Raw genomic sequence first — 23,662 nt, 5'->3', positions numbered from 1 at the left:
TAATAGTGATTTTAATTATTGATTGGTGTGTTTAAAACGGTTTCTAAAGCGGCTTTAGAGTTAACAACATCTAACATTGCTTGTAGTAATTCTTGTTGTGCAGCATACAGTTGAGTTTGTGCTTGTCTTAGCTCAAAACTAGAACCGATACCTTCAAAAAACTTAGTTTGGTTTTTGGTTTCAATACGTTCGGCAAGTGCTAAATTCTCTTTTTTGTTGTCGTAATCTTCTATAGCAAATTGGTAATCACTTTTAGCAGATGCAATTTCTAGTTTTATACGTTGTTCAGTTTCGGTAAGTTCAGTTTCTGCTTTTTCTAAATTAATTTGAGCACGTTGTGTAGACGCATTTCGCATACCTGAGCTAAATATTGGAATATCTAAGCTTACACCAAATAAAGATGAACCAAACCAATCTTGACTTTTCTTAGTAAAATTAAACTCATCATCATAACCAGAGTAACCACCATTTAAAAAAGCATTTAAGGTTGGTAACGCTTTGCTTTTTTCTAATTTTAATAATAAGGTTTTAGCTTCTGCATCGTTTTGAGCAATAAGATAGTCAATGGTGCTTTCTGGGTTTTCTTCTATACTTAAAATATTAAGAGAAATATTATTTTCAGTTAATGTTTCTAAATTATCAATTAAAGTTAATGCATCGTGAACGTCTAACCCTAAAGTGAAATTAAGCATTTGGTAGGCCAGTTTTTTTAATCTATTGGTATTGTTTAGACTACTTTGAACACCAGATAATGTTATTTTAAGTTGCTCTACACTTTCTTCTTCTTCTAAACCATTTTCAAAGATCTTATTAGTTTCGTAAAGGTTTTTTTCAAGTACTTCAATGTTTCTTTCTAAAATAGCAACACTTTCTTCGGCTAAAAGTACATTTCCATAAGCTTCAATAACTGCTTTTCTGACTTCTAAATCTGTTTTTACTTTAGCATTTTTAGAAATTTCTAAATATACTTTGGCAGATTGTAAACCTACAATATAAGAGCCATCAAATATTTTTTGAGATACTGTTGCAAAGGCGGTTACACTTTGTTTGGTATTAAAAACAACTTCTGCTAAATCGCCTTCTTGTCCGCCAAGAAATTCAGCCGGAATAACAGATACTTGTTGTTTTAAGTAATTCTGATAATCTACGCTTGCACTTATCTGAGGTAAACCAGATGCTGTAGTTTCCCATTTTTGTTGTTTTGCCGCATCTATATCGCGAGCCGCATTAATGGCAGTTCTATTATTTTCTAAAGCATAGTCTATGGCTTCTTGTAGCGTAAGACTTGTTGGTTGTTCTTGTGAAAAACCAGTTTGAGAAATAATGAAAGCGACTATTATAATTAGTGTTTTTTTCATCGTTTAATTTTGATTGGTATTTAACTGTGTGAGTGTTTTAATTCCTTCTGTTGAGCAAATGCCTCTTAAGTGGTATTCTAAGTAATTGTTCATTAACATAGAGATTGAAAAATTTTCTCGGGGGAAAAGTTCAGGATCCTTTAAAGATAACATACTATTAAAGTAAAGTCTTGCTATAAAATCGATATCTATAGAGTCTCTGTAAATGCCTTGTGCAACACCGCGCTCTAAATTATGAGTTACGCAAGTCATCATTTTATCAAATTGATTTCGTTTTAAATTCGAATAAATCTTTGGATAATATTTTTGAAGCTGGTATTGTGGCGATGATTTTTCGTCTTTAAGGTGGTTCATTACAAACTTTTTTATATCGTAAATTTCCTCAATCGGGTTTTTGTTAAGTGCGCAAATACAGTCAATGCCATGAGAAATATTCTCAAAAACATTCATGGCAGTAGCTTCAACTAACTTCGTTTTGTTTTGAAAATTCTGATAAATGGTTTTTTTAGAAATCCCCATTTCATTAGCAATATCATCCATTGTAACGCTTTTAAACCCTAGGTTTAAGAACAAGTCAACGGATTTAAGTATTATTTTATCTTTCATTATTAATGTTTCCTCGTTATGGAAATCTGTTTTTTTTAGAAAGTGCAAAACTACAACAGGAAACTTTAAAAACCAAAAAAGTTTCCTAAGTTTTAAGGATTTTTTAAACGAATCCTTTTGTTTATGAATTTTTTAAAACTTGACAGTCTTTATAATTAAAACAATTGATTTATTTTTGCCTTATGCAACACATAGAACAGTACCAAAAACCCTTTCTACAGTATTTAGAGAGTTTTACCGTAAATAAACAGCCGCAGAATCTCTATAAGCCTATTAATTATATCCTTCAATTAGGAGGAAAACGATTAAGACCAATTTTAACGCTAATGACGGCTGAGGTTTTTGGTGGTAGTGCTAAAAATGCCATGGATGCTGCTTTATCTATTGAGGTATTTCATAATTTTTCATTAGTTCACGATGATATTATGGATGATGCACCTTTAAGAAGAGGTGAGGAGACTGTGCATGAAAAGTGGAATATAAACACTGCAATTCTCTCTGGGGATGCGATGTTAATTATGGCGTATCAACTTTTTGAGAATTATGATGCTATAACATTTCAGGCTTTGGCAAAATTATTTAGTAAAACAGCCTTAGAAGTTTGTGAGGGACAACAATATGATATCGATTTTGAAACACGAGACGATGTTACGATTTCTGAGTATCTTAAAATGATAGAATTCAAGACTGCTGTTTTAGTTGGTGCTGCCATGAAAATGGGAGCTATTGTGGCTAAAGCTTCAGATAATGATCAAGATGCAATTTACGAATTTGGCCGCTTGTTAGGTATTGCGTTTCAGTTACAAGACGATTATTTGGATGCTTTTGGTAATCCGGAAACGTTTGGAAAACAGGTTGGAGGTGATATTCTTGAAAATAAAAAAACTTATTTATATCTTAAGACTTTAGAGCTAGGAACGGAGGGAGATACTTTAAACCTAAAAGCAGCGATTAATAATAAAGAGTTTTCTAATGACGAAAAAGTAGAAACCGTAAAGCAATTATTTCTTAAATCTAAAGCTGCTGAAGCAACACAACTAGCAGTAAAAGATTATACGCAACAAGCTTTCACTGTATTAGAAACCTTAAATATTGCAGAAGATAGAAAACAATCTCTACGATTGTTTGGAGAGCAATTAATGAATAGACGTGTGTAATGACTTTACCATCAAATTTTGAAGTTTTAATAGCTGAGGCAGAAGGTTTAGACCTTTACAAAAAACTTATCGTACAGCTGAATAAGGATTTATTATATGCCAATATTGATTTAGAGTTTGATAAAGAAACATTACCAACCAGTTTAAAATTAGTCCTTCAAGAAACGGTATTTCATCTTATTAATTCTAAATTCTCGGATTATCTTAACTTATTATACATTGTAGATGTACCCGAATCTAAAATTAAAAATTTAGACGGTAGCGATGTTTTAAAGTTATCAGAAGAAGTCACTTTTATACTTCTACAACGCGAATGGCAAAAAGTTTGGTATAAAGCAAAATATGCTTAAATTTATTTATACCGGATAATCTTGTCTTGTTTAAAATAATAATTGTATTTTTGTAATCTAAAACAATAGTAGTAGATGTTTTCTAAAGCTTGTGAGTACGGCATAAAAGCAGCAATTTTTATTGCAATTAATTCCGCAGAAAATAGACGTGTAAGTCCTAAAGAAATTTCAGAAGAGATCGACTCTCCTCAAGCTTTTACGGCTAAGATTCTACAAGCATTGGTTAAAAATAATATTGTAAAATCTGTAAGAGGGGCTTATGGTGGGTTTGAAATTGATAAAGCTCAAATAGCAGAAACAAAACTTTCTCAAATCGTTTATGCCATTGATGGCGATAATATTTATAAAGGTTGTGGGTTAGGTTTACATACTTGTGATGAAAATCATCCATGTCCGGTACACGATAAATTTAAAACAATTAGAGAAGAACTTAGGGATATGCTAGAAAACACTAACTTAGAACAATTGGCTTTAGATATCAAATCTGGAGTTTCATTTCTAAAAATCTAAAAAAAATTTGAATATAAATAGGACTAAATTGTCCTAGATAAAATTATAATATGGAAACAATTCAAAAAAACACACAAAAAGAAATAGGTGAGTACGTTGCTGATGATTTTAGAACAGCAGCTATTTTTTCTAAATATAAAATTGATTTTTGTTGCAATGGTAACAGAACAGTAGAAGAGGCTTGCGACAAAAAAGGCATTGATAGCAATATGTTATTAGATGAATTAAATCAAGTTTTAGATTCTAAAGGTGGTGAAAGTATCGATTATAAATCTTGGCCATTAGATTTGTTGGCTGAGTATGTCGAAAAGAAACACCATAGATATGTGGAAGAGAAAATCCCTGTACTACTTCAGTTTTTAAATAAATTATGTAAAGTGCATGGTGAGCGTCATCCAGAATTATTCAAAATAAATGAGTTATTTAAAGCTTCGGCTGGTGAATTATCAGCGCATTTAAAAAAAGAAGAACTTATTTTATTTCCTTTTATTAAAAACATGGTAAATGCGAAGCTTACCAATAGTGCTATAAAATCACCACAATTCGAAACTGTTGAAAACCCAATTGAAATGATGAAGCACGAGCATGATACAGAAGGCGAGCGCTTTAGAGAAATTGCAGAATTGACGGATAATTACAATCCACCAGCAGACGCTTGTAATACCTACAAAGTAACGTATGCAATGCTAGAGGAATTTGAAAAAGATTTGCATTTACACATACATTTAGAAAACAATATATTGTTTCCTGAAGCTATAAAATTAGAACAACAATTTGGTTAATAGCAGACCCTAATTAATTTCTAATTTTGAAAAAAATCCTGAGATGTTTTCCCTAAGCATTCTGGGATTTTCTTCTTTTTAATCCTTAAATTTCTAATTCGTAAATTAAAACGATGCCAAAAAAGTTAGTAGTTATATGTTTAATTAATTTTCTAATTGCTGCGGTAATGGGTTTGGCATTGCGCTTTTCATTTTTAGAATCTATTGGTTTAAATTATAGATTTCTTACCCATGCACATTCTCATGTTGCCATGTTGGGTTGGGTTTATTTAATGTTGTTTACGCTTTTTGTACACTATTTTATTCCCGAGAAACCTAAAATTTTCAATCGGTTATTTTGGTTAACAGAATTTGCTGTGGTTGGTATGATGATTAGTTTTCCGTTTCAAGGGTATGCTATTATTTCCATTTCATTTTCTACACTGCATATTTTTTGTAGTTACTATTTTGTTTATCTTATTTTTAAGCATCAAAAAGTAAATTCTTTAGTGAGTAGGAAGCTACTAAAAACGTCACTCATTTTTATGGTGGTTTCTACTATTGGTGTTTGGTGTTTAGGACCTGCTGTTGCAACACTTGGGCAAGCTTCTGCGTTTTACCAAATTGCGATTCAGTTCTTTCTGCATTTTCAGTTTAATGGATGGTTTTTAATAGCTGTTATTGCTGTATTTTTTCATTTTTTAAAGGTGGAAGACTCTAAACAATTCAGACAGTTTTTTTGGCTATTAATAGTTTCAACGGTATTAACCTTTGCATTACCCATACAATGGTTCGCGCCACATATTAGTTTAATATGGATAAATGGAATAGGTGTTGTTATTCAAATTATAGCGCTTTATAAATTCTTTCAACTTATAAAACCGAAGCTAAATTCCTTATCAAGCGACAGAAGTAAACTTGTTTTTTATATGTATAGTTTTGCACTGGTTTGTTTTATCTTAAAAGTAGTGTTTCAGTCCCTTTCTATTTTACCAGATTTTTCAATTGTTGTATATGAACATCGCAATTTCGTTATTGGATTTATTCATTTATTAATGCTTGGCGTGATTTCAGGATTTCTATTTGCTTTTATATTAAAAAGTAAAATAGTTAGCGTTTCTAGAAGTCTAAACTTTGGTATTTATAGCTTTCTATTAGGTTTTGTGTTAACGGAATTACTTTTGTTAATTCAAGGTGTTATGTTTTACTTCGGCAATGGAATTCTTCCTAATTATTATCTGTTATTGTTTTTGTTTAGCATTTTTTTACCATTGGGAATTGGCTTAGTTTTATTCAATATCATTAATGGTAAAAAAGATAATTAGCAATTCAGTTTTTAAGTTTACGGAAATACAAAAGATAAATTCACATAAAAATTACGTCCTTGTCTAGGGAAGTTATTCCAATCTGCATAGGTAGAATATTTAGTGTCTAATATGTTTTCAACACCATATTTTAATACTGTTTTTCCAAGTTTATTATGGAAAACGTTTCCTAAGTTAAGATTGAGTATCGCATAATCAGCAGTTTCATTTTCACCATACCTACTACTATAATTACTTTGGTTTCCGTTACCATTTAATTGCAATGCAGCATTAAATTTAGGTGTATTGTAATTGAATTCAGCAAAGTAAGAAAATGGTTTTATGAGTGGTAAATTTTCACCATCATTCCCTTTTCCATAATTGTAACCAACCGTTCCGTTGATTGCAAAACGTTCCGATATTTTATAACTACTATTTACATACGTATTAAAAATAGAGGCATGGTCTAATGCTGTATAAACACGCACACCATTTGCACCAATAGTCATTGAGCTTACGTCTGGCGCAATCTCACCGATAATATAATCCATAATATGGAAGTAGGATGATTCTAAACCAATTTCAAAATCGTTGAATTTTTGTTTAAAACTAAAGTTCGCTTCTAAGGCTTTTTCATCTTTTAAATTTGGATTGCCTATATAATCGTAATTATCAAAACTGTTGAATAAGAAAAAGCCATAACCTTCACTAACCGATGGTGCGCGTTCGCCATAACCTAAACCAAAGGATAGATTATAATTCTCTTTTTTTAGTTGATATGCTGATGACAAACTCACTAAAAATCGATTGTTTTGGTCTTGCACATTATCATGAAATATCTCTAGACTTTGTACACCAACTTCTTTTGCTATTTTGTTATTGTGATAGCCTAAACGTATAGAAGATGCGAGTGTTTCATGTGCACTAAAATGAAAGTCATCCTTAATGAAAATACCAGAATATAGCGTTCTAATGTCTGGCCAAGTGTACATAAACATATCTGGTTCGCTAGGGTTGTTAGAAAACATGGTCATTTCTGCAAGTGACTTATTATAAAATCCGTTAAAGTTGAATGTAAAATGATGTTTGTTTTTCACAACATCAGCTTTGCTGTAAAATCCATAAGTATCACTCCAACCTGGCATGTCCATTCTTATAGCTACAACAGGTCGCTTTGTATCGTCCATAATATGCGTTATGGTATTAAAATACAATTTGGTTTCTAATGATTTTAAGGCTTTATCTTCAGGTTTGTAATAGTGCGTTAGAGATGCAATTAAAGCTTCAGCTAAAGAAACATCCATTGGCAAAGCCGGATAACCTACATCTGTAGCTTTATCATAAATAATGCTAGCATCTAAACTTTGAGTTTCAGAGAATTTGTAACCCGATTTTAGTGAAATGTTATATTTTTCGAATTGAGAATACAAGATTTCTTCATTACCACCAGCATCATAATTATCGGATTTTCTATAAATGCCATCTGTGCTAATAAAGAATTTATTACCTGTATATTCTACATCTAATCCAGTTGCTTTATAGTTGCCGTTGGTTTCATAACCTAGGTCTAATCCAGATTTAAAACCAGAACCATTAAATTTAGAGGATGGTAATTTTAAATCTATTCCACCACCAATTGAATGTCCATTTTCTGTGCCTTCTTGACCAGAACCAATGGTTACTTTTTCGAGATTAGAAACATCAACATAAGACGTTATTGGGTCCATTTTATCAGTACAAGCACCAAAAATTTGCATACCATCGATAGTCACTACCAAACGCTCACTTGTCATGTTGTTAATGGTTGGTTCCCAAGCGTAATTACCACGTTTTATCATGGTTACTTTATTAGATTTTTCAAGATAGTCATCAATGCTAGACAGTGTTTTTTCTTGTCTGTGATTGCTTAATTTACGTCTTGAAAGTACGAGGACTTCTTCTAATTTTGTAGTGTCTTTTTTAATCTCTTTATTGTTGTCTTGGGCAAATCCCAAAGAAGACAATAGCAGACATAGAATGACTGTTATTAGCATTTTCATGGCTAAAAATTTTAGTGTTTTAAATGAATTGGCAAAAATGTGTCTTAGAAGTTAGAGGCGAAACTGAAGAATCACAACCACTATTAAAGTTGAGATTCTTCACTTTGTGCCTCATTCTTAATGACAGTAAGGAATAAATTAAAATTCCAGTTCTAAATACAAGCTACTCGCTTCGTTTTCATCGGTAACGTCTTCTCCTTTTAAAACACTATCGTCTGCATTCATTAACTTTAGGTTTAGTTTCCAGTAACCAGTCATTGTTAATGATAAATCGCCATAATAGAAATTATCTGCATTATTATAAGTTAAATCTGTATTGTTAGGTGAGGTGTGATTTCCCATGCCTGGCATTCTTGGGTCTAAAGCTATGGTATAGTCTTCTACAACTGGAAACGTCATCATGTTTTCCATTTTAAACAAACCAACTTTCATTGTATTTACAGCAATACTTGGGTCTTTTGGTTCAATAAGTGCCAAGATATATTTGGTGTCATCACTTCCCATAAAACTCGCTGTGTTTTGATTTTCATATTGAAATACAGATATCGTTTCTGTAACCGAATAATCAGTGCCATCAATAGTGTAATTTAACGTTAGTGACCAACCAGAAGCATCTGTATTTGTCATTTGGTAGATGATAAAACCTTCATAAATAGTATCTTTTCCTAAAGCTTTTGAAATTGAAGATTTAGGCGAAGAATGTTCCATAGTTGGCATTTGCATCATTGGCATCCAAGAAAGGATAGCATCTTCTATATAGCTGTCTGTTGTGTTATCTTTAATTCTGAGGCTAATTAAATTATAGCCAGTTTCAAACAGACCTTTTTCGTTGTAAAATTCTATGGTTTGGTTGTCATTAACAATGGTTTGAATAAGTTCTAATCCTTCAACTTCATTAACTATTGTTGTATTGTCATCGTCGTCTGTAGAACATGAAAAGAAAAGTGTAATAAATGCGATTGGTAATAAATATTTAAGTTTCATTTTAAAGTGTTTAAGTTATTTTTTAATGTAAGTATCCTGTTCGAAGCCGATGTGGTTTCAAAAAACAGAAGTTTGCTCTAAGTAGAGCTTCAAAAAAATTAACTTAAATCTGGTGGTGGTGTATGGATATCATAATACCCAGAAACTGGTTGTTTTATTCTGTAATGTGTGTTGTTTTGAAACCTTTCTAATTGAATTAAATTTGAGTTGGTATGGTTTGTAGTTTCATAAATAACAAAAACGTCTAAGCGCGTTCTGTCGCTTGATGGTATTGGTGCATCTGAACTTGAATCTGTGTTATGTTGTACTAATTGTTTGGCTAAATGACATTTACCATTACAGCCTTTTTGATTGTTTTTTTGAACACAAAGCGTTTTAGCAATAAAATCTTGGTTCATCATAAAATCGGTTACAATAACCACATTGTTAATATTATTCGCTAATAAAACGAATGTTAAAAACAAAGCAGTGACTCTATATGTAACCTTTAATATCATATTGCTAAATTCGGACAATTTTGTCTTTAATTAGATGATTTTTGTCAGTTAATCTTAAAATATTCGAAATAGGTGGCTGTTAAGTTTTTTAAGTGATTTACTTTTTGCTCTAATTCTGAAGCGTTTTCTACATCTTTTATATCCGTGATTTCTTCTAGAATAGGGACGAGTACCACATGAAGCTGGTCGTGAGCTTCGCCTTCCATATCGCAGCTTTTAATAATATAGCTTGTTTGTTTTGAAAGTACATCGCCTAATACTTTTCCACTTGTTGAAGTATTATTTTTTAAAATAGAATCAATACGTTTCATACCAATATGAGTTTCTTTATTAGCAATCCACTTTTCGTTATTGTTGAGTGTTAAACCTTCAAGTTGAATGGCTTGAGGTTCTGTTATGTTGTTTTTGCAAGAATAACAACTTAACAACATCATTATGATAATGACTGAATTTGATAATATTCGTTTCATAATTAAAAATCTTTTTTCTTCGATTTAAATATGATGCGTAAAACAGGCATAACAATCCAAATGGTGAGCATCACAAAAGATACAATTAAACCGAAACTTGTTCCGAAAAATTGTTTGAAAACCGCACCTGTATATCCTAATAATGCAGAAATATCTAGTTTTAAAAGGATAAGCGTTCTCGATAAATCTATTGGATTTAGCATAGTGCCAATAAGTGATACTTTATCTAGCGGATAATCTTCAAATAAAATTAATGTCATTAAAAAGAGTCCATCATAAATAACAGCCAAGAACAACCAAAGTAAGATGGCATAACCAAATCCTTTAATTTTGTTCTCGTTAGATAAAGCAATGTTGAAGGCTAAAGCGGTAAAAATTAAGGTTAAAAATGTACCAGTAATTAGTAGTAGTGAAAAATCCCAAATGGCACTGCTTTCAAATAAACCATAAAATACAAATGGTATGCCTAATCCTAAAATTAAACTCATAGATAATGATAGTGCAACACCTAAATATTGTCCTAAGAATATGGACGAACGTTTAATAGGTTGTGCTAAAAGTAATTCTGTAAATTCTTGTGAATTATAATAGTACATCACACCAAAAATGGTGCCTATTAACGGTACTAAAACGATGATAACATTCATTAAAGTAATAACTGCTTTTGAAAGGTCGTTGTTTAAAAATAATAACACAACACCTAATAATAAATAAAAAGCAAAATACACGTAACTCCAGCGACTACGCATAAGGTCGTAAAAACTATATTTTAATATCTTAAGCATGGTTATCGGTTAATATAGACGCAATCGCATGTTCGAAATCGGGTTGATTGGTCTTGGTTTTTAATTTTTGGATGGTGCCTTTAAAGTAAATTTTACCTTCTAGGATAAATACAATTTCATCTGAAATTTCTTCAACAAAACTCATAATGTGTGAGGTAATGAGCACTGTTTTACCTTTGGCTTTTTCAGCTTTAATTAAATCTTTTAATCTAATGAGTGAAATTGGGTCTAAACCTGTGGTTGGTTCGTCTAAAATAATTAACGGACTATCAAACATAAAAGTTAAAACGAGATTCACTTTTTGCTTAGTTCCACCTGAGAGGTTACCTAATTTTTTGTCTAAAAAGGGTTCAAGTCTAAAAAGTTCAATTAAACGCTCATCTTCATTGGTTGGTTTGCGTAAATCTTTAATCATTTTGATTAATTCTTTAACACGTAGGTTACTCGGAAAGTTGGCTATTTGTGGTAAATAGTCGATTTTATGTCTGTATTCGGAATTCTTTTTAATGTTTTCGCCAAGTACAGTGATGTTTCCTTTATCTGGAATTACCATACCCAAAACTGATTTTATCAATGTGGTTTTACCTGAGCCATTTGGGCCAAGTACAGCGAAAATTCCGCCTTCGCTTATATTGAGATCAACACCACTAAGTACTTGATTCTTTCCGAATTTTTTATGTAAATTTTCTATGGTTACCATTTTCTCTTTTTTATTTGAGGGTTGTTGTCCAATAAATCATCTGGTGTAAAAACAGGTGATACTTTTTCGGAAAAATCGATTATATCTATAAACATACTTCGCAGTAAAATGATGGTTTCTGGTGTACGATTTACGATATAAGAAAATAGTTTTACAGGTCTGTAAGGGATATCACCAATGCCATTTTTGTCTAAATCGTAACCTGTGTAACTGCTCCAGTAATTTTTATCAAATGCATTGTCATTGACTTTGCTGTTGTAAGCAATGTCAAAGGAATTATATAAGAAATTGTTCTCTGTGAAAATATTGGTATAACAAGCTCCTTTTACCTTAATTGCCCAACCATTTTCTTTAAATGTATTATGCTTGTAGTTGATGCGATTAGAGCCTTCTACGTTAATACCAATGGTGTTATCCTCAAAGGTGTTACCTTCAATTTCGGCATCATTAATTTCTTTAAGTAATAAACCATAGGAAGCCGTTCCCCAATTTTCTTTGAACGTGTTATTGAACATTTTTATACGTTTTGAAAACATCACCGCCACACCAGCTCCATTGTTTTCAAAAGTATTGTCTTCGTATAAATCGTCGTTAGAAAACATAAAGTGTAAGCCATAGCGTACGTTTAATGCGCTGACATTGTTTTTAATAGTACAAAAATTAGAAAACTCTAGATAAATACCGTCTCTAACATGCTGCACAAAATTATGTTCAATCTGGATGTTTTTACTGTACCAAAGTTGAATGCCGTTTCCTGAGTTATATTCTTCAACTGCCTCTCCAATTATTTTATTATGAAAGACTTTACCATCTCTTGATTTTTCGATATAAATTCCGAAGAATAGTTTTTCTAAAACTAAATTTTGAATTTTAAAATTTTTACTATTTTTAATACGGACGGCTGCATAATCTTCTGTGTAACTAGTGCCAACATTAATAATAAATAAACCGTCTATGGTGACATTATCTGAAATAATCGTAATGATTTCACCTTTTAACTCGCCATCTATAATTGGATAATTTTCACCGATTATGGTTAATGGTTTGTTCACAATAACATTGTGTTCCTTATACGTTCCTTTTTTGATTGTAATGGTGTCAAAATCCTTTGCTTGTGCAATACCGTCGCTTAATGTTGAAATAGGACAGGTTTTACAAACTTCAATCTGATAAGCAAAGCCATTGCGATTTGCTAACAATGCAACTAATATTAATAATGTGATTTTAATGTTTTTCATAAGCTATAATAATCCTCCTGATCTTAAACTAAATCCCACAAAAACGAATAACACAGCGATCAGGGTAACCAAACCTATGTGGTAAGCTAGTGGCTTTAATTTTTTCTTTGGAATTAAAAAAAAGCGCGCATGTACGGCAAGTAAAACAGTGCTTAACAATAAGAGTAACTTAATGTATATATGCTTGTTTTGATGATTTGAAATGTCGAATTCAAAAAAATCTGTGGTGTAAATAATAGCCATATAAATACCAGTTATTACTAAAATAAGTAATGCAGGAATGCCAATGCGTTCAAATCTTGATTCAAATTGCTCTATGATACTGAAGTCATTTTTTGATAACGCTTTAGGTAAAAATCCGAATGATAGAATTAGGTGACCGCCAGTCCAAATCGTTGCGCAAATAATGTGTAAGAATATAATGAGTTTTAAAAGCATGACTTAATTATTTAACTTTGAGAGAAGTTGATTCCATGTATATAATTGACCTCCTTTTTCTGATTGAAACTTTTCTGCATCCGTTTTGTTTTCAAAAGCCGATAAAAAAGCTCCCATTGGGCTAGGAATATTTTCACTTATTAAAAACGTTGCTCTTGTAGCGTCTGTAAAGACTTCTGGTTCTGTGTAATTTGTAGCTAAGTATAGTTTTATTTTAGAGGTATCAAAATCTTCTAAATAATTGATCATACATTCTGTTGCATCAAATTTATAGACTTTCCCTTTTTTAGTTACAATTTCTGCAGCATGAACTTTGTCTACAATGGTCATTGTGCAAAAGCTGCAACCATCACTTCCGTAAACTATGGGTTGAGGTGTTACGTTACAACTAAAAATTAATAATAATAATAATAACGCAAGGATAGAATAGTGTGTTAGTGTTTTCATGTTTTTAGTGTTTTGAAAATACAGCATTATGATGTTCTTTTCTTTAAACTTGCTTTTCTGCCTAACCAAAAAGCAACTATAGTTAATGCCATACCAATAAACATTAGATATCCACCAGTATGTGGTAACGAAGTAACATCAAAATTTAAAAGCTTTTTAAACCCAATTAGTGGTGGTTTGTACGACATTGGAGAGCCATCCGGATTGGTTACTTTTATAATGGCATGAGGATCTAAATTACCACCGTAATCGATTAACCAATTATTGAAATCGTACATGCCTAAAACTCCTAATACAGACATTGCTATAAACCAGCCTATAAAATACTTATAACTTATTTTGCTAAAGTAGCCTAACAGACCAATAATAATTCCTAACATGGACATTCCAAATATAACCTTCGGAAATACTGAAAACTCCCACATTTCATCTGCTTTTGGTATTTTTTTCATACCTATATAGTGATTTAAACCATCTATATTTTGTAAGTCGAATTCTGAAACTCCTTTAATACCATTAATATAAATATTCATTCCTAAAGGATCTGGGTATTGTGGAGCCCCAAGCATTATGTTCCATAACGGAAACTTAAAAAGTCCTAATAATAGTAATGAACCTATAATCATTATAATGCTAGCCTTTTTCATCTTATTTAATATTTATATTAATGTATTTAGTGAGGCTTCTGTGTAAACAGAGGGAAGTGTTTTAGATAAGAAAGGCAAGAGCGAAAAATCTACTCTCGCCTTTGTTAGAGAAATAAACACTAAACTAAAATTCCTCTAGGTTGTATTAGGTTTGTTGTTATTCTATATCTTCTCCTAAAGACCATTTTAAAGGTGTATCCGCGTTTGCTGCCGATACCCTAATGTAACCTTGCATTTCTTGGTGTAATGCAGAGCAGAAATCGGTACAATAGAATGGCCATACACCAACTTCTTTTGGTTCCCATACAGATGTTTTGGTTTGCCCTGGCATAATTAACAACCCTGAGTTAGTTTGCCCAATCATTGCAAATCCATGAGGTACATCAAAATCTTGTTCTAAATTTGTAATATGGAAGTATACTTTGTCTCCTACTTTAATACCTTCAATATTATCTGGTGAAAAATGACTTCTAATAGTTGTCATGTAAATATGTACGTCTTTACCTTCTCTAACAACTTTAGTGTCAGCATCAGATTTTGCTGCATATGGATGTTTGTTGTCTGCTAGTTTATAGATTTTTTGAGATTGCTCTTTAATAATGCTTGCTTCCATTGCAGCAGCATAATGTGGCTCACCATGTGTAGGGAAATCTAAAAGTAATTCCATTTTATCTCCAGAAATATCATACAATTGTGCAGAATGTTCCATTTCTGGACCTGTAGGTAAATAACGATCTTTTGTTATTTTATTCATTGCAAACATGTATTTACCTTGTGGTTTTCCAGAGTTTCCTCCAGGAATTGTTAAGTGTCCAACAGAGTAATAAGTAGGTTTTCTATCGATAACTTCCCAAGTGCCTAATTTCCATTTTACCACTTCAGAAGAAATAAAGAAGGTCGTATATGCATTTCCTTTTCCATCAAACTCTGTGTGTAATGGTCCTAGTCCTGCTTGGTTTACTACGCCTGCTAAAACATCTTCGAAGTTTAAAATTGGAATTCCGTAAGCTTCACCTGCAAATTTTTCATTTTTAATAGCATCTAGCATTTTTGTAAATGAATGTACTGTTACGTTTGCGGATAATTTACCATTACCTACAATATATTCTCCGGAAGGATCTACAGCACAACCATGAGGTGATTTTGGTGTTGGAATAAAATAAACAGCCCCAGGAACTTCAATTGGATTTACAACACGGACTTCTTTTTTCATAGTCGAAGTTGCTGTGTGTGTTTCTTCGTCATATATATTATGGGCATAATTAGCAGGCATCATTGTTCCACCTCCATTATTTACATAGTCTTCAATTTTTTTCCAATTAATAGCTGCAATAAAATCTTTGTCATTTTGAGAGGCATTAACTTCTAAAAGGGTATTTGCTTCTTCTGTATTATACGTTGTAAAGAAGAACCAACCATGAGATTTTCCACGTCCAGGATGTGATAAATCGTAGTTAAAACCAGGCATTAGGATTTGGAATTTAATATCCATGTTCCCTGTTTCTGGTGCTACACTAATAAACGATAAAGCCCCTTGAAAGTTTCCTTTGTACTCTTTAATGGGCATATCACGTTGTGGAATTGGAACAGAAAAACGTGTTCCTGCTACTACATATTCTGTGTTTTCTGTTACAAAAGAAGAACTGTGGTTACCTGCACTGTTAGGCACCTCAATAATTTCTTCGGTTTCAAATGTGGTAAGACTAAGTCTTGCAATACGTGGTGTGTTGTTTTCATTTATAAATAGCCAACGCCCATCTAATTCTCCTTTTGATTGAGAAATATCGGGATGATGCGCATCTCCCCAAGGAATAAATCCGTGAGAGGTGTTTAACATAGGTTTTGTTTCTTCAGAATACCCATAACCAGAAGTTGCAAATTGTGAAAATACAGGGATTTCTTTAAACATTCTACCAGAAGGTAAACCATAAACCGTTACGTTACCACTGTAACCTCCAGACATAAAGGCGTAAAATTCATCATGCTCGCCAGGAGCTACATAAACTTTTTCAGCGATATTACTTCCTAAGGCACCAGACTTACCGCCTGGCTTCCCCGAATTATTACAACTTGTAAATGTTGTTAGAGCAATTACAGTTGTAAATGTTGCTATTATTATATTCTTCATTGTTAATTAATTTTGGTTAGTGTTTTTATCCCGTAAGTGGTAATAGTACCTTATCGATAAGATGTGCAATACCGCTTCGAGCCTTGTAATTTGTCAATATTTTTGCACCACCAATAAGTGGTTCTCCATTTACAACTTCTACCTTAACGTAACCATTGTTGGCTAGATCTGTTTTTTTAAATTCTTTAGAATAATTAGAAGCAGTTACGTGGTATTTTAAAATATTAGCTAAGGCATCTTTGTTTTCTAGTTTCAGTAAATTTTAAATAGTACTTTTTGGTAAAGTTGTAAACCCTTTATTTATTAGAGTAAATACCATTAATAGCCATGTGTTTGTTAAAGCATTTTCTAAAGATGTTGCTTTTGCTGCTGAGACTAATTTGGTATGGCCTTTAGAGCCTAATGCAGTACTTAATACGGTCGCTTTACCTTGTTTATATTAAATGAAAGTTTATCCTGTTTTTTTGTAGTTGATGTTTTAGTGTCTAAAGTCTCAGCTGATGATTGTCTAGTGTCGTTTTACAAGAACAGCTTAATGAAGCTAATAAAAAGAAATTATTTAATTAGCTTCATAACGTTCTATTATAGGGTTCTAAAATATTCTAAGACGGCTCTAGCTTCTTCTTCGGTAAGATGTTGGTTGGCCATAGGGGCACCATTAAATTCCATTAATAAGTCCTTAGCCAATGGATCTTCTTTAACCATTTGTTCTGGGTTTAGAATCATGTTCATTACCCATTCAGGTGATCTTCTTTCAAAAATACCTGTTGGTGCTGGGCCAATGAATTTTTTGTCTGCTTTATGGCATGCAGTACACATTTTTGCATACACATCTTTACCATGTGTAACCATATCTTGGTTTATTTCTGCGTCTAGACTTATAGAGGTTATTGAGCCAACACCTTTATTGGAGAGTTCTATACGTTGTGAAGCAGGTACCTTTTTCTCTACTTTGGCTGGTGTTTTTTTACCGTAACCTGTTTCTTCTTTCTTTTTGTCGTTACTACCACAACTAAACACGGTTGCAATAGCGAACACTGCTAATAGTTTAAATATTTTTTTCATTGTTATAGGTTTTATTTCAACAAATTTAAAGAGGGAGCATTGGAAAATACATGACATTTATCATGATTAGGATATTTTTGTCCGATTTAATTTTTTGACTATATTTAATTTTCTTTAACAAGTGTGATTAAGTCTTTTTTAATTGAGTTAGGAATTTTATAAATGGTAAAAATTGTAAACTGTTATAATCAATAATTGACAACCCCCACAAGTTAATTGTGGGGGTTAGTTAAATGTAAATAGGGTAAGTTGGGTTTTATTAAAATGTAAATCTTACAAAAGGCATCCAGGCTTCAGTGTAGATACTTTCATCTTTGTCATATAGAACATCATACCTTATACCAATTGTAACATTTCCATTTGAGTAACCAGCACCTATAAATAAGGCAGGATACCAATAATCTTCATCAAGATTTGTAACAAAGTTGCTGTCAAAATTTCGACTAACATGTAATTGTTCAAATTCTGCAGAAATTTGAACTTCTCTATATGGATTAACAAGACCAATAATACTTCCTCCTAAAACCGTGGATTTAAAAACATCTTTTTGGCTGCTATAAGAATAATTTAACCCAACACCTGTGGCCACATAGGGATTAAATCTATAGAGGGCATTTGGTGTTATAGATCCGCTAAAAAAACCGTCTCCAAAATTAAGGCCTAAACCTCCACCGAATTCTACGTGACTCCAAAAATCACTCTTACCTGAAGTGTAATTCTGAGCGAATGAAAATAATGTAAAGAAATAGATTATTAGACTACATAATAATATTTTGGGTGTCAGTATATGCTTCAAATTTGCCATTGTTTTAATAGTTCTAATCAATATGTTATAAATATAATAAATCCTTATCTATATTTACTAAAAGTTGTATTTTTGACTAAATTATGTTGAAACGACAACGTCTCAAAAAGTAAAATGGATAAATATTCCTTTCTCAACGCGGCACATACAGCACACTTTGCTGATTTATATGACCAATATCTCATAAACCCTGATTCCGTAGAGCCAAGTTGGCGCGCCTTTTTTCAAGGTTACGACTTTGGATCAGAAAATTATGATTTAGATGGTGAAACTAGTGAAAGTGTTTCCACGCAAGTGCCAGAACAAATTCAAAAAGAATTTCAAGTATTAAAACTTATAGAAGGCTATAGAAGTAGAGGCCATTTGTTTACTAAAACAAATCCTGTACGAGCAAGACGTAAGTATGCACCAACCCTAGAGGTTGAAAATTTTGGATTGTCACAAAGTGATTTACAAACTGTTTTCTCCGCAGGAGAAGTATTAGGTTTAGGATCTTCAGCGACTTTACAAGTTATCATTGATCATTTAGAAAAAGTGTATTGCGAATCTATTGGTGTAGAATATATGTACATCAGAAAACCTGAAGAAATTAAGTGGATTCAGCAGAAACTTAATATCAATGATAATCATCCGCAGTTTTCTCCTGATCAGAAGAAAACAATTTTAAGAAAATTAAATGAAGCTGTTTCATTTGAAAATTTCCTTCATACCAAATATGTAGGTCAAAAACGATTTTCTTTAGAAGGAGGTGAAGCGTTAATACCAGCTTTAGATGCTTTAATTGAACATGCTTCTGGCTATGATGTAAAAGAATTTGTTATGGGAATGGCCCATCGTGGTCGTCTTAGTACTTTAACAAACATCTTTGGTAAATCTGCAAAAGATATTTTTAGCGAGTTTGATGGTAAAGATTACGAGCAAACCGTATTTGATGGAGATGTAAAATACCATTTAGGTTGGACAAGTGATCGTGTTAGTGATGCTGGCAAAAAAATAAATTTAAATATTGCACCAAATCCATCGCATTTAGAAACCGTTGGAGCTGTTGTGGAGGGGATCGTTAGAGCAAAGCAAGACGATAAATATTCAGATAATCCGTCACAAGTACTACCAATAATTGTTCATGGTGATGCTGCTATTGCAGGTCAAGGTTTAGTATACGAGCTGGTGCAGATGGCACAATTAGACGGTTATAAAACAAACGGAACAATACATATCGTTGTTAATAACCAAATTGGTTTTACGACCAATTATTTAGACGCACGTTCTAGTACGTACTGTACAGATGTTGGTAAAGTGACACTTTCTCCTGTATTACATGTTAATGCAGATGATGTTGAAGCCGTAGTACATGCCACGTTATTTGCTTTGCACTTTAGAATGAAGTTTAAGCGCGATGTCTTTCTAGATATGTTAGGTTATAGAAAATATGGGCATAATGAAGGTGATGAGCCTAAATTTACACAACCTTTATTATACAAAGCTATAGCAAAACACAATAACCCGAGAGATATTTATGCAGCTCGTTTATTAGCAGAAGGGGTTATTAATAACGACTTTGTTGCTAAAATAGAAAAAGAATATAAAGATAAACTTGAGGAAAAGCTTGAAGATTCTCGTAAGGTTAAGAAAACAGAGATCACACCATTTATGCAAAACGAATGGATGAACTTTACTTCTGCAGAAGAGAATAGAATGATGGAGACTGTAGATACTACATATCCTAAAGAAGCGCTCGAGAAAATTGCAAAAGTTATATCTACTTTACCTGAAGATAAAAAATTTATAAGAAAAATTCAACGTTTAATAGAATCGAGACAAACAATGTTTGATGAGAATCGATTAGATTGGGCAATGGCAGAGCATTTAGCTTATGGCTCCATATTATTAGAGGGGAATGATATTCGCATTTCTGGGCAAGATGTAGAGCGCGGGACGTTTTCTCATCGTCATGCTGTTGTAAAAGTTGAAGATAGTGAAGAAGAGATTGTTCTTCATAATCAATTAAGTGATAAACAAGGAAGATTCTTTATATATAACTCATTATTATCAGAATATGGTGTCGTAGGTTTTGATTACGGTTATGCGATGGCAAGTCCAGAAACATTAACTATTTGGGAAGCGCAATTTGGTGATTTCAGTAATGGAGCGCAAATAATGCTAGACCAATACATTTCTGCAGCAGAAGATAAGTGGAAGTTACAAAACGGATTGGTTATGTTATTACCTCATGGCTATGAAGGTCAGGGAGCAGAACATTCATCGGGTCGTATGGAGCGTTACTTACAACTTTGCGCAAAGGATAATATGTTTGTTGCCGATTGTACAACACCTGCAAATATGTTTCATTTGTTACGTAGACAAGTAAAAGCAGGTTACAGAAAACCTTTAATTGTATTTACTCCAAAAAGTTTATTACGTCATCCAAAAGTAGTTTCTACTGTAGATGAATTTGCAAATGGAAGTTTTCAAATGTTAATTGATGATGCTACTGCTAAGGTAGATAAGATAAAAACACTTGTTTTTGTAACTGGTAAGTTTTATTATGATTTATTAGAGGAACAAGAGCATCTTGAAAGAGAAGATATTGCTTTAGTGAGAATTGAGCAATTGTTCCCTTTGCCAGCTCAAGATATGAGAGTAATACTTGAGAAATATAAAAATGCAGATGATATTGTTTGGGCTCAAGAAGAACCAAGAAACATGGGAGCTTACAGCCATATGTTAATGAATTTTGACGAAACTAAACAGTTTAGAGTTGCAAGTAGAAGGCCTTATGGTGCTCCTGCAGCAGGAAGTTCTGTGCGTTCTAAGAAAAGGCATAAGGAAGTTATTGATTTCGTTTTTGATAAATCAAAAAATAATCAGAGATAATAAATCTATCGTATCATTAATACTGATACCAATAAACAAGTACAAAGTAAAACCATAGGTTATAAAAATTACAATATGATTTTAGAAATGAAAGTGCCTTCACCAGGCGAGTCAATTACTGAGGTGGAAATTGCAGAATGGTTAGTGCAAGACGGAGATTATGTAGAAAAAGATCAAGCCATTGCTGAGGTAGATAGTGACAAAGCAACATTAGAGTTGCCAGCGGAAGCTAGCGGAATAATTACACTTAAAGCAGAAGAAGGTGATGCTGTTGCTGTTGGTGCTGTGGTGTGTTTAATAGATACAAGTGCAGCAAAACCAGAAGATGGAGGAGATGCTTCTGAGACTTACAAAGGTGGTGATGAAGGCGGTGGTGACACAAATGTTGCGGACGAATTGAAGAAAGAACAAGATCAAACTGCAAATACAGGTGAAAAAGCTTCAAATCCTGCTAAAAACACTTATGCTTCAGGAGTTGCAAGTCCAGCAGCTAAAAAAGTATTAGCTGAAAAAGGAATGGACGCAAGTGCTGTTGCTGGTTCAGGTAAAGATGGAAGAATTACTCAAGATGATGCTGTAAAGGCTGTACCATCAATGGGAACTCCAACAGGGGGAAGCCGAGGTACAACTCATAGTAAAATGTCTATGTTGCGTCGTAAGGTTGCAGAACGTTTAGTGGAAGTGAAAAACACAACAGCGATGTTAACTACATTTAATGAGGTTAATATGACACCGATTTTCGAATTGCGTAAGCAGTACAAAGAAGCGTTTAAAGCAAAGCATGGTGTAGGTCTTGGATTTATGAGTTTCTTTTCTTTGGCAGTTGTAAGAGCATTAAAAATGTATCCTGCGGTTAACTCTATGATCGATGGAAAGGAAATGTTAACTTATGATTTTGTAGATATTAGTATTGCTGTTTCAGGTCCAAAAGGATTAATGGTGCCAGTAATTAGAAATGCTGAGAATTTATCATTTAGAGGTATTGAATCTGAAGTAAAACGTTTAGCACTAAGAGCTAGAGATGGACAAATAACTGTAGATGAAATGACAGGTGGTACATTTACTATTACAAATGGTGGTGTCTTTGGAAGTATGTTATCTACACCTATTATTAATCCTCCTCAAAGTGGAATTTTAGGAATGCATAATATCATTGAACGTCCTATTGCTGTAGCAGGTAAAGTTGAAATTCATCCAATGATGTATGTCGCTTTATCTTATGACCATAGAATCATTGATGGAAAAGAGTCTGTAGGATTCTTAGTCGCTATAAAAGAAGCGTTAGAAAGTCCTGAAGAGTTATTAATGGATAACGATATAAAGAAAGCTTTAGAACTATAAAGTCTAAAATATTTATAATTAAAAAGCGCAATCTCATTGAGATTGCGCTTTTTTTTTACCCTTATTAAAAAAAACTAACTAAAATTAATGAAAGAAATTAACAACAATATTAGCCGAAATTACAATTACTGAACTAACGACTAATAATATTATAAAAATTTTGTCCCTTGTATTTGATGAATTTTTTTTCATTGTGTCCATAGGTCTTAACTGTTTTATTGAGGAATGAATTAATAACTGGTGTAAAGTTGCAACTTATTATAAGACAATACTATACGTAACTTTACGTAAATTTAGAGTTTTTATAAAAAATAAGGCCTTGAACTTATGTTCAAGGCCTTAATAGTCCCTAAGAATTAATTATTCCCTGTTTTGAGAGTTAACTAATAACAAAATTGTATACTACAACCCCTACATTTGTAGCATGATGTAAAGGTCACAAAAAAACTAATACTAAACTATACGTAACTTTACGTATTTTCAAAATTAATACAGTTTAAGTGTCAAAAAAGGTAGAATTTTCTTTAGCCCAAATCAATAAGCTATTTTGCTTTTTATCTAATTTTAATTTTTTTATAATATTACTTTTATGCTTTTCTACGGTTCTAGGTGAGATTAAAAGTAAGTCGGCTATCTCTACACCTGTTTTGTTTTGCGATATTAATTTAACAATGCCTTTTTCATGATTTGTAAGGGAATCAAAATTTTCAGGTAACTTATGTATTTCTAAAAAATTTAATAACTCAGGACTAAAATAAGGTTTGTTGTTTATGACAGAAGCGATGCAGTTTTCAATTTCTACTAATGCAAATTCTTTTAATACATAACCATAAATATCCAGAGCTTTAGCATCATAGTATGTTTTCTCATCTTTCTCAAAAGTAATAAGTACAATTTTTGTAGGAATATTATCTACTTTACATTTTTCGGCAATCTGTAAACCTGTAAAGAAGGGCATTTTTATATCTAATATAGCAATGTCTGGCCTATGAGCTTTTACTAAAGTTAAGGCTTCTTTTCCGTTTTTGGCACTTGCTAAAACATTAAATTCTTTTTCAATTAAAAAATCGTGTAAGCCTTTTAAGACCAAAGGATGGTCATCAGCAATAATAATGGTAGGGTTCATTTTGTTATTCATTCAGCTATGATTTTTAAAGA

General features: G+C 32.4%; 24 protein-coding genes. 7 read left to right on the top strand and 17 right to left on the bottom strand.

All coding sequences use genetic code 11. The annotated features are described in order from the left end of the window. Positions 1-11: 11 nt before the first annotated feature. Together HM985_RS02855 and HM985_RS02850 are read right to left on the bottom strand one after the other, a co-directional pair. Entirely contained in the window at positions 12-1,358 is a 1,347-nt protein-coding gene (locus tag HM985_RS02855) for a TolC family protein (protein ID WP_179374776.1), read from the bottom strand. Positions 1,359-1,361: 3 nt separating this feature from the next. Beyond that, positions 1,362-1,964: a TetR/AcrR family transcriptional regulator gene (locus HM985_RS02850; RefSeq protein ID WP_179374775.1), complete on the bottom strand. Its 603-nt coding sequence runs from the start codon at positions 1,962-1,964 to the stop codon at positions 1,362-1,364. Between the two features lie 182 nt (positions 1,965-2,146). On the opposite strand from HM985_RS02850, the gene HM985_RS02845 reads away from it, so the two are divergent. The 5 genes from HM985_RS02845 to HM985_RS02825 all read left to right on the top strand — a co-directional run bounded on the left by HM985_RS02845 (position 2,147) and on the right by HM985_RS02825 (position 6,067). Continuing rightward, positions 2,147-3,121, top strand: coding sequence for a polyprenyl synthetase family protein (locus HM985_RS02845; RefSeq protein ID WP_179374774.1), 975 nt, complete (start codon positions 2,147-2,149; stop codon positions 3,119-3,121). Next, the gene (locus HM985_RS02840; RefSeq protein WP_179374773.1) at positions 3,121-3,471 is read left to right on the top strand and encodes a hypothetical protein; all 351 of its coding nucleotides are present in this window, start codon (positions 3,121-3,123) and stop codon (positions 3,469-3,471) included. The genes HM985_RS02845 and HM985_RS02840 overlap by 1 nt, the downstream gene beginning before the upstream one ends. A gap of 75 nt (positions 3,472-3,546) precedes the next feature. Next, on the top strand, positions 3,547-3,981 hold the full coding sequence (locus HM985_RS02835) for an RrF2 family transcriptional regulator (RefSeq protein ID WP_179374772.1): 435 nt from the start codon (positions 3,547-3,549) through the stop codon (positions 3,979-3,981). 50 nt (positions 3,982-4,031) lie between these two features. Next, positions 4,032-4,763 carry an iron-sulfur cluster repair di-iron protein gene (ric, locus tag HM985_RS02830; RefSeq protein ID WP_179374771.1) on the top strand — a complete coding sequence of 244 codons (732 nt, stop codon included), beginning with the start codon at positions 4,032-4,034 and terminating at the stop codon, positions 4,761-4,763. A 113-nt stretch (positions 4,764-4,876) separates the two neighbouring features. Continuing rightward, positions 4,877-6,067 carry a hypothetical protein gene (locus tag HM985_RS02825; RefSeq protein ID WP_179374770.1) on the top strand — a complete coding sequence of 397 codons (1,191 nt, stop codon included), beginning with the start codon at positions 4,877-4,879 and terminating at the stop codon, positions 6,065-6,067. A gap of 17 nt (positions 6,068-6,084) precedes the next feature. On the opposite strand, the gene HM985_RS02820 is transcribed toward HM985_RS02825, so the two are convergent. From HM985_RS02820 to HM985_RS02755, 14 genes are all read right to left on the bottom strand, one after another. Further along, positions 6,085-8,085 (bottom strand): TonB-dependent receptor plug domain-containing protein, encoded by a 2,001-nt coding sequence (locus HM985_RS02820; protein WP_179374769.1) that lies wholly within the window; start codon positions 8,083-8,085, stop codon positions 6,085-6,087. 138 nt (positions 8,086-8,223) lie between these two features. Then, complete coding sequence (locus tag HM985_RS02815; RefSeq protein WP_179374768.1) at positions 8,224-9,069, bottom strand: hypothetical protein; 846 nt, start codon at positions 9,067-9,069, stop codon at positions 8,224-8,226. 98 nt (positions 9,070-9,167) lie between these two features. After that, complete coding sequence (locus HM985_RS02810; protein WP_179318963.1) at positions 9,168-9,566, bottom strand: hypothetical protein; 399 nt, start codon at positions 9,564-9,566, stop codon at positions 9,168-9,170. Positions 9,567-9,610: 44 nt separating this feature from the next. Continuing rightward, the gene (locus HM985_RS02805) at positions 9,611-10,036 is read right to left on the bottom strand and encodes a hypothetical protein (RefSeq protein WP_246284937.1); all 426 of its coding nucleotides are present in this window, start codon (positions 10,034-10,036) and stop codon (positions 9,611-9,613) included. A gap of 2 nt (positions 10,037-10,038) precedes the next feature. Then, entirely contained in the window at positions 10,039-10,821 is a 783-nt protein-coding gene (locus tag HM985_RS02800; protein WP_179374767.1) for an ABC transporter permease, read from the bottom strand. Further along, entirely contained in the window at positions 10,814-11,521 is a 708-nt protein-coding gene (locus tag HM985_RS02795) for an ABC transporter ATP-binding protein (RefSeq protein ID WP_179318964.1), read from the bottom strand. Before HM985_RS02795 ends, HM985_RS02800 begins: the two co-directional genes overlap by 8 nt. Then, positions 11,515-12,759: a nitrous oxide reductase family maturation protein NosD gene (locus HM985_RS02790; protein WP_179374766.1), complete on the bottom strand. Its 1,245-nt coding sequence runs from the start codon at positions 12,757-12,759 to the stop codon at positions 11,515-11,517. Before HM985_RS02790 ends, HM985_RS02795 begins: the two co-directional genes overlap by 7 nt. A 3-nt stretch (positions 12,760-12,762) precedes the next feature. Next, positions 12,763-13,197: a CopD family protein gene (locus HM985_RS02785; RefSeq protein WP_179374765.1), complete on the bottom strand. Its 435-nt coding sequence runs from the start codon at positions 13,195-13,197 to the stop codon at positions 12,763-12,765. 3 nt (positions 13,198-13,200) lie between these two features. After that, a complete protein-coding gene (locus tag HM985_RS02780; protein ID WP_179374764.1) occupies positions 13,201-13,644 on the bottom strand; it encodes a nitrous oxide reductase accessory protein NosL in 444 nt (147 codons plus the stop codon). Positions 13,645-13,670: 26 nt separating this feature from the next. Further along, positions 13,671-14,291 carry a hypothetical protein gene (locus HM985_RS02775; RefSeq protein ID WP_179374763.1) on the bottom strand — a complete coding sequence of 207 codons (621 nt, stop codon included), beginning with the start codon at positions 14,289-14,291 and terminating at the stop codon, positions 13,671-13,673. A 157-nt stretch (positions 14,292-14,448) separates the two neighbouring features. After that, a complete protein-coding gene (nosZ, locus tag HM985_RS02770; RefSeq protein ID WP_179374762.1) occupies positions 14,449-16,419 on the bottom strand; it encodes a Sec-dependent nitrous-oxide reductase in 1,971 nt (656 codons plus the stop codon). A gap of 25 nt (positions 16,420-16,444) precedes the next feature. Continuing rightward, positions 16,445-16,642 carry a fasciclin domain-containing protein gene (locus tag HM985_RS17205; protein WP_317167122.1) on the bottom strand — a complete coding sequence of 66 codons (198 nt, stop codon included), beginning with the start codon at positions 16,640-16,642 and terminating at the stop codon, positions 16,445-16,447. Positions 16,643-17,001: 359 nt separating this feature from the next. Next, positions 17,002-17,484: a c-type cytochrome gene (locus HM985_RS02760; RefSeq protein WP_179374761.1), complete on the bottom strand. Its 483-nt coding sequence runs from the start codon at positions 17,482-17,484 to the stop codon at positions 17,002-17,004. A 259-nt stretch (positions 17,485-17,743) separates the two neighbouring features. Then, positions 17,744-18,289 (bottom strand): alpha-ketoglutarate decarboxylase, encoded by a 546-nt coding sequence (locus tag HM985_RS02755; protein WP_179374760.1) that lies wholly within the window; start codon positions 18,287-18,289, stop codon positions 17,744-17,746. Positions 18,290-18,403: 114 nt separating this feature from the next. On the opposite strand from HM985_RS02755, the gene HM985_RS02750 reads away from it, so the two are divergent. Further along, entirely contained in the window at positions 18,404-21,163 is a 2,760-nt protein-coding gene (locus HM985_RS02750; protein ID WP_179374759.1) for a 2-oxoglutarate dehydrogenase E1 component, read from the top strand. A gap of 75 nt (positions 21,164-21,238) precedes the next feature. Then, positions 21,239-22,504 carry a 2-oxoglutarate dehydrogenase complex dihydrolipoyllysine-residue succinyltransferase gene (odhB, locus tag HM985_RS02745; RefSeq protein WP_179374758.1) on the top strand — a complete coding sequence of 422 codons (1,266 nt, stop codon included), beginning with the start codon at positions 21,239-21,241 and terminating at the stop codon, positions 22,502-22,504. 496 nt (positions 22,505-23,000) lie between these two features. Here the strand turns inward: odhB and HM985_RS02740 are convergent, their stop codons facing one another. Beyond that, complete coding sequence (locus HM985_RS02740) at positions 23,001-23,642, bottom strand: response regulator transcription factor (protein ID WP_246284935.1); 642 nt, start codon at positions 23,640-23,642, stop codon at positions 23,001-23,003. Positions 23,643-23,662: the final 20 nt, after the last annotated feature.

This window comes from Winogradskyella wichelsiae, from assembly GCF_013403925.1.
In the GTDB taxonomy this organism is placed as follows: Bacteria; Bacteroidota; Bacteroidia; order Flavobacteriales; family Flavobacteriaceae; genus Winogradskyella; species Winogradskyella wichelsiae.
Note: the sequence above shows the minus strand (reverse complement) of the source record. Positions and strands in the feature narration are given on the sequence as shown.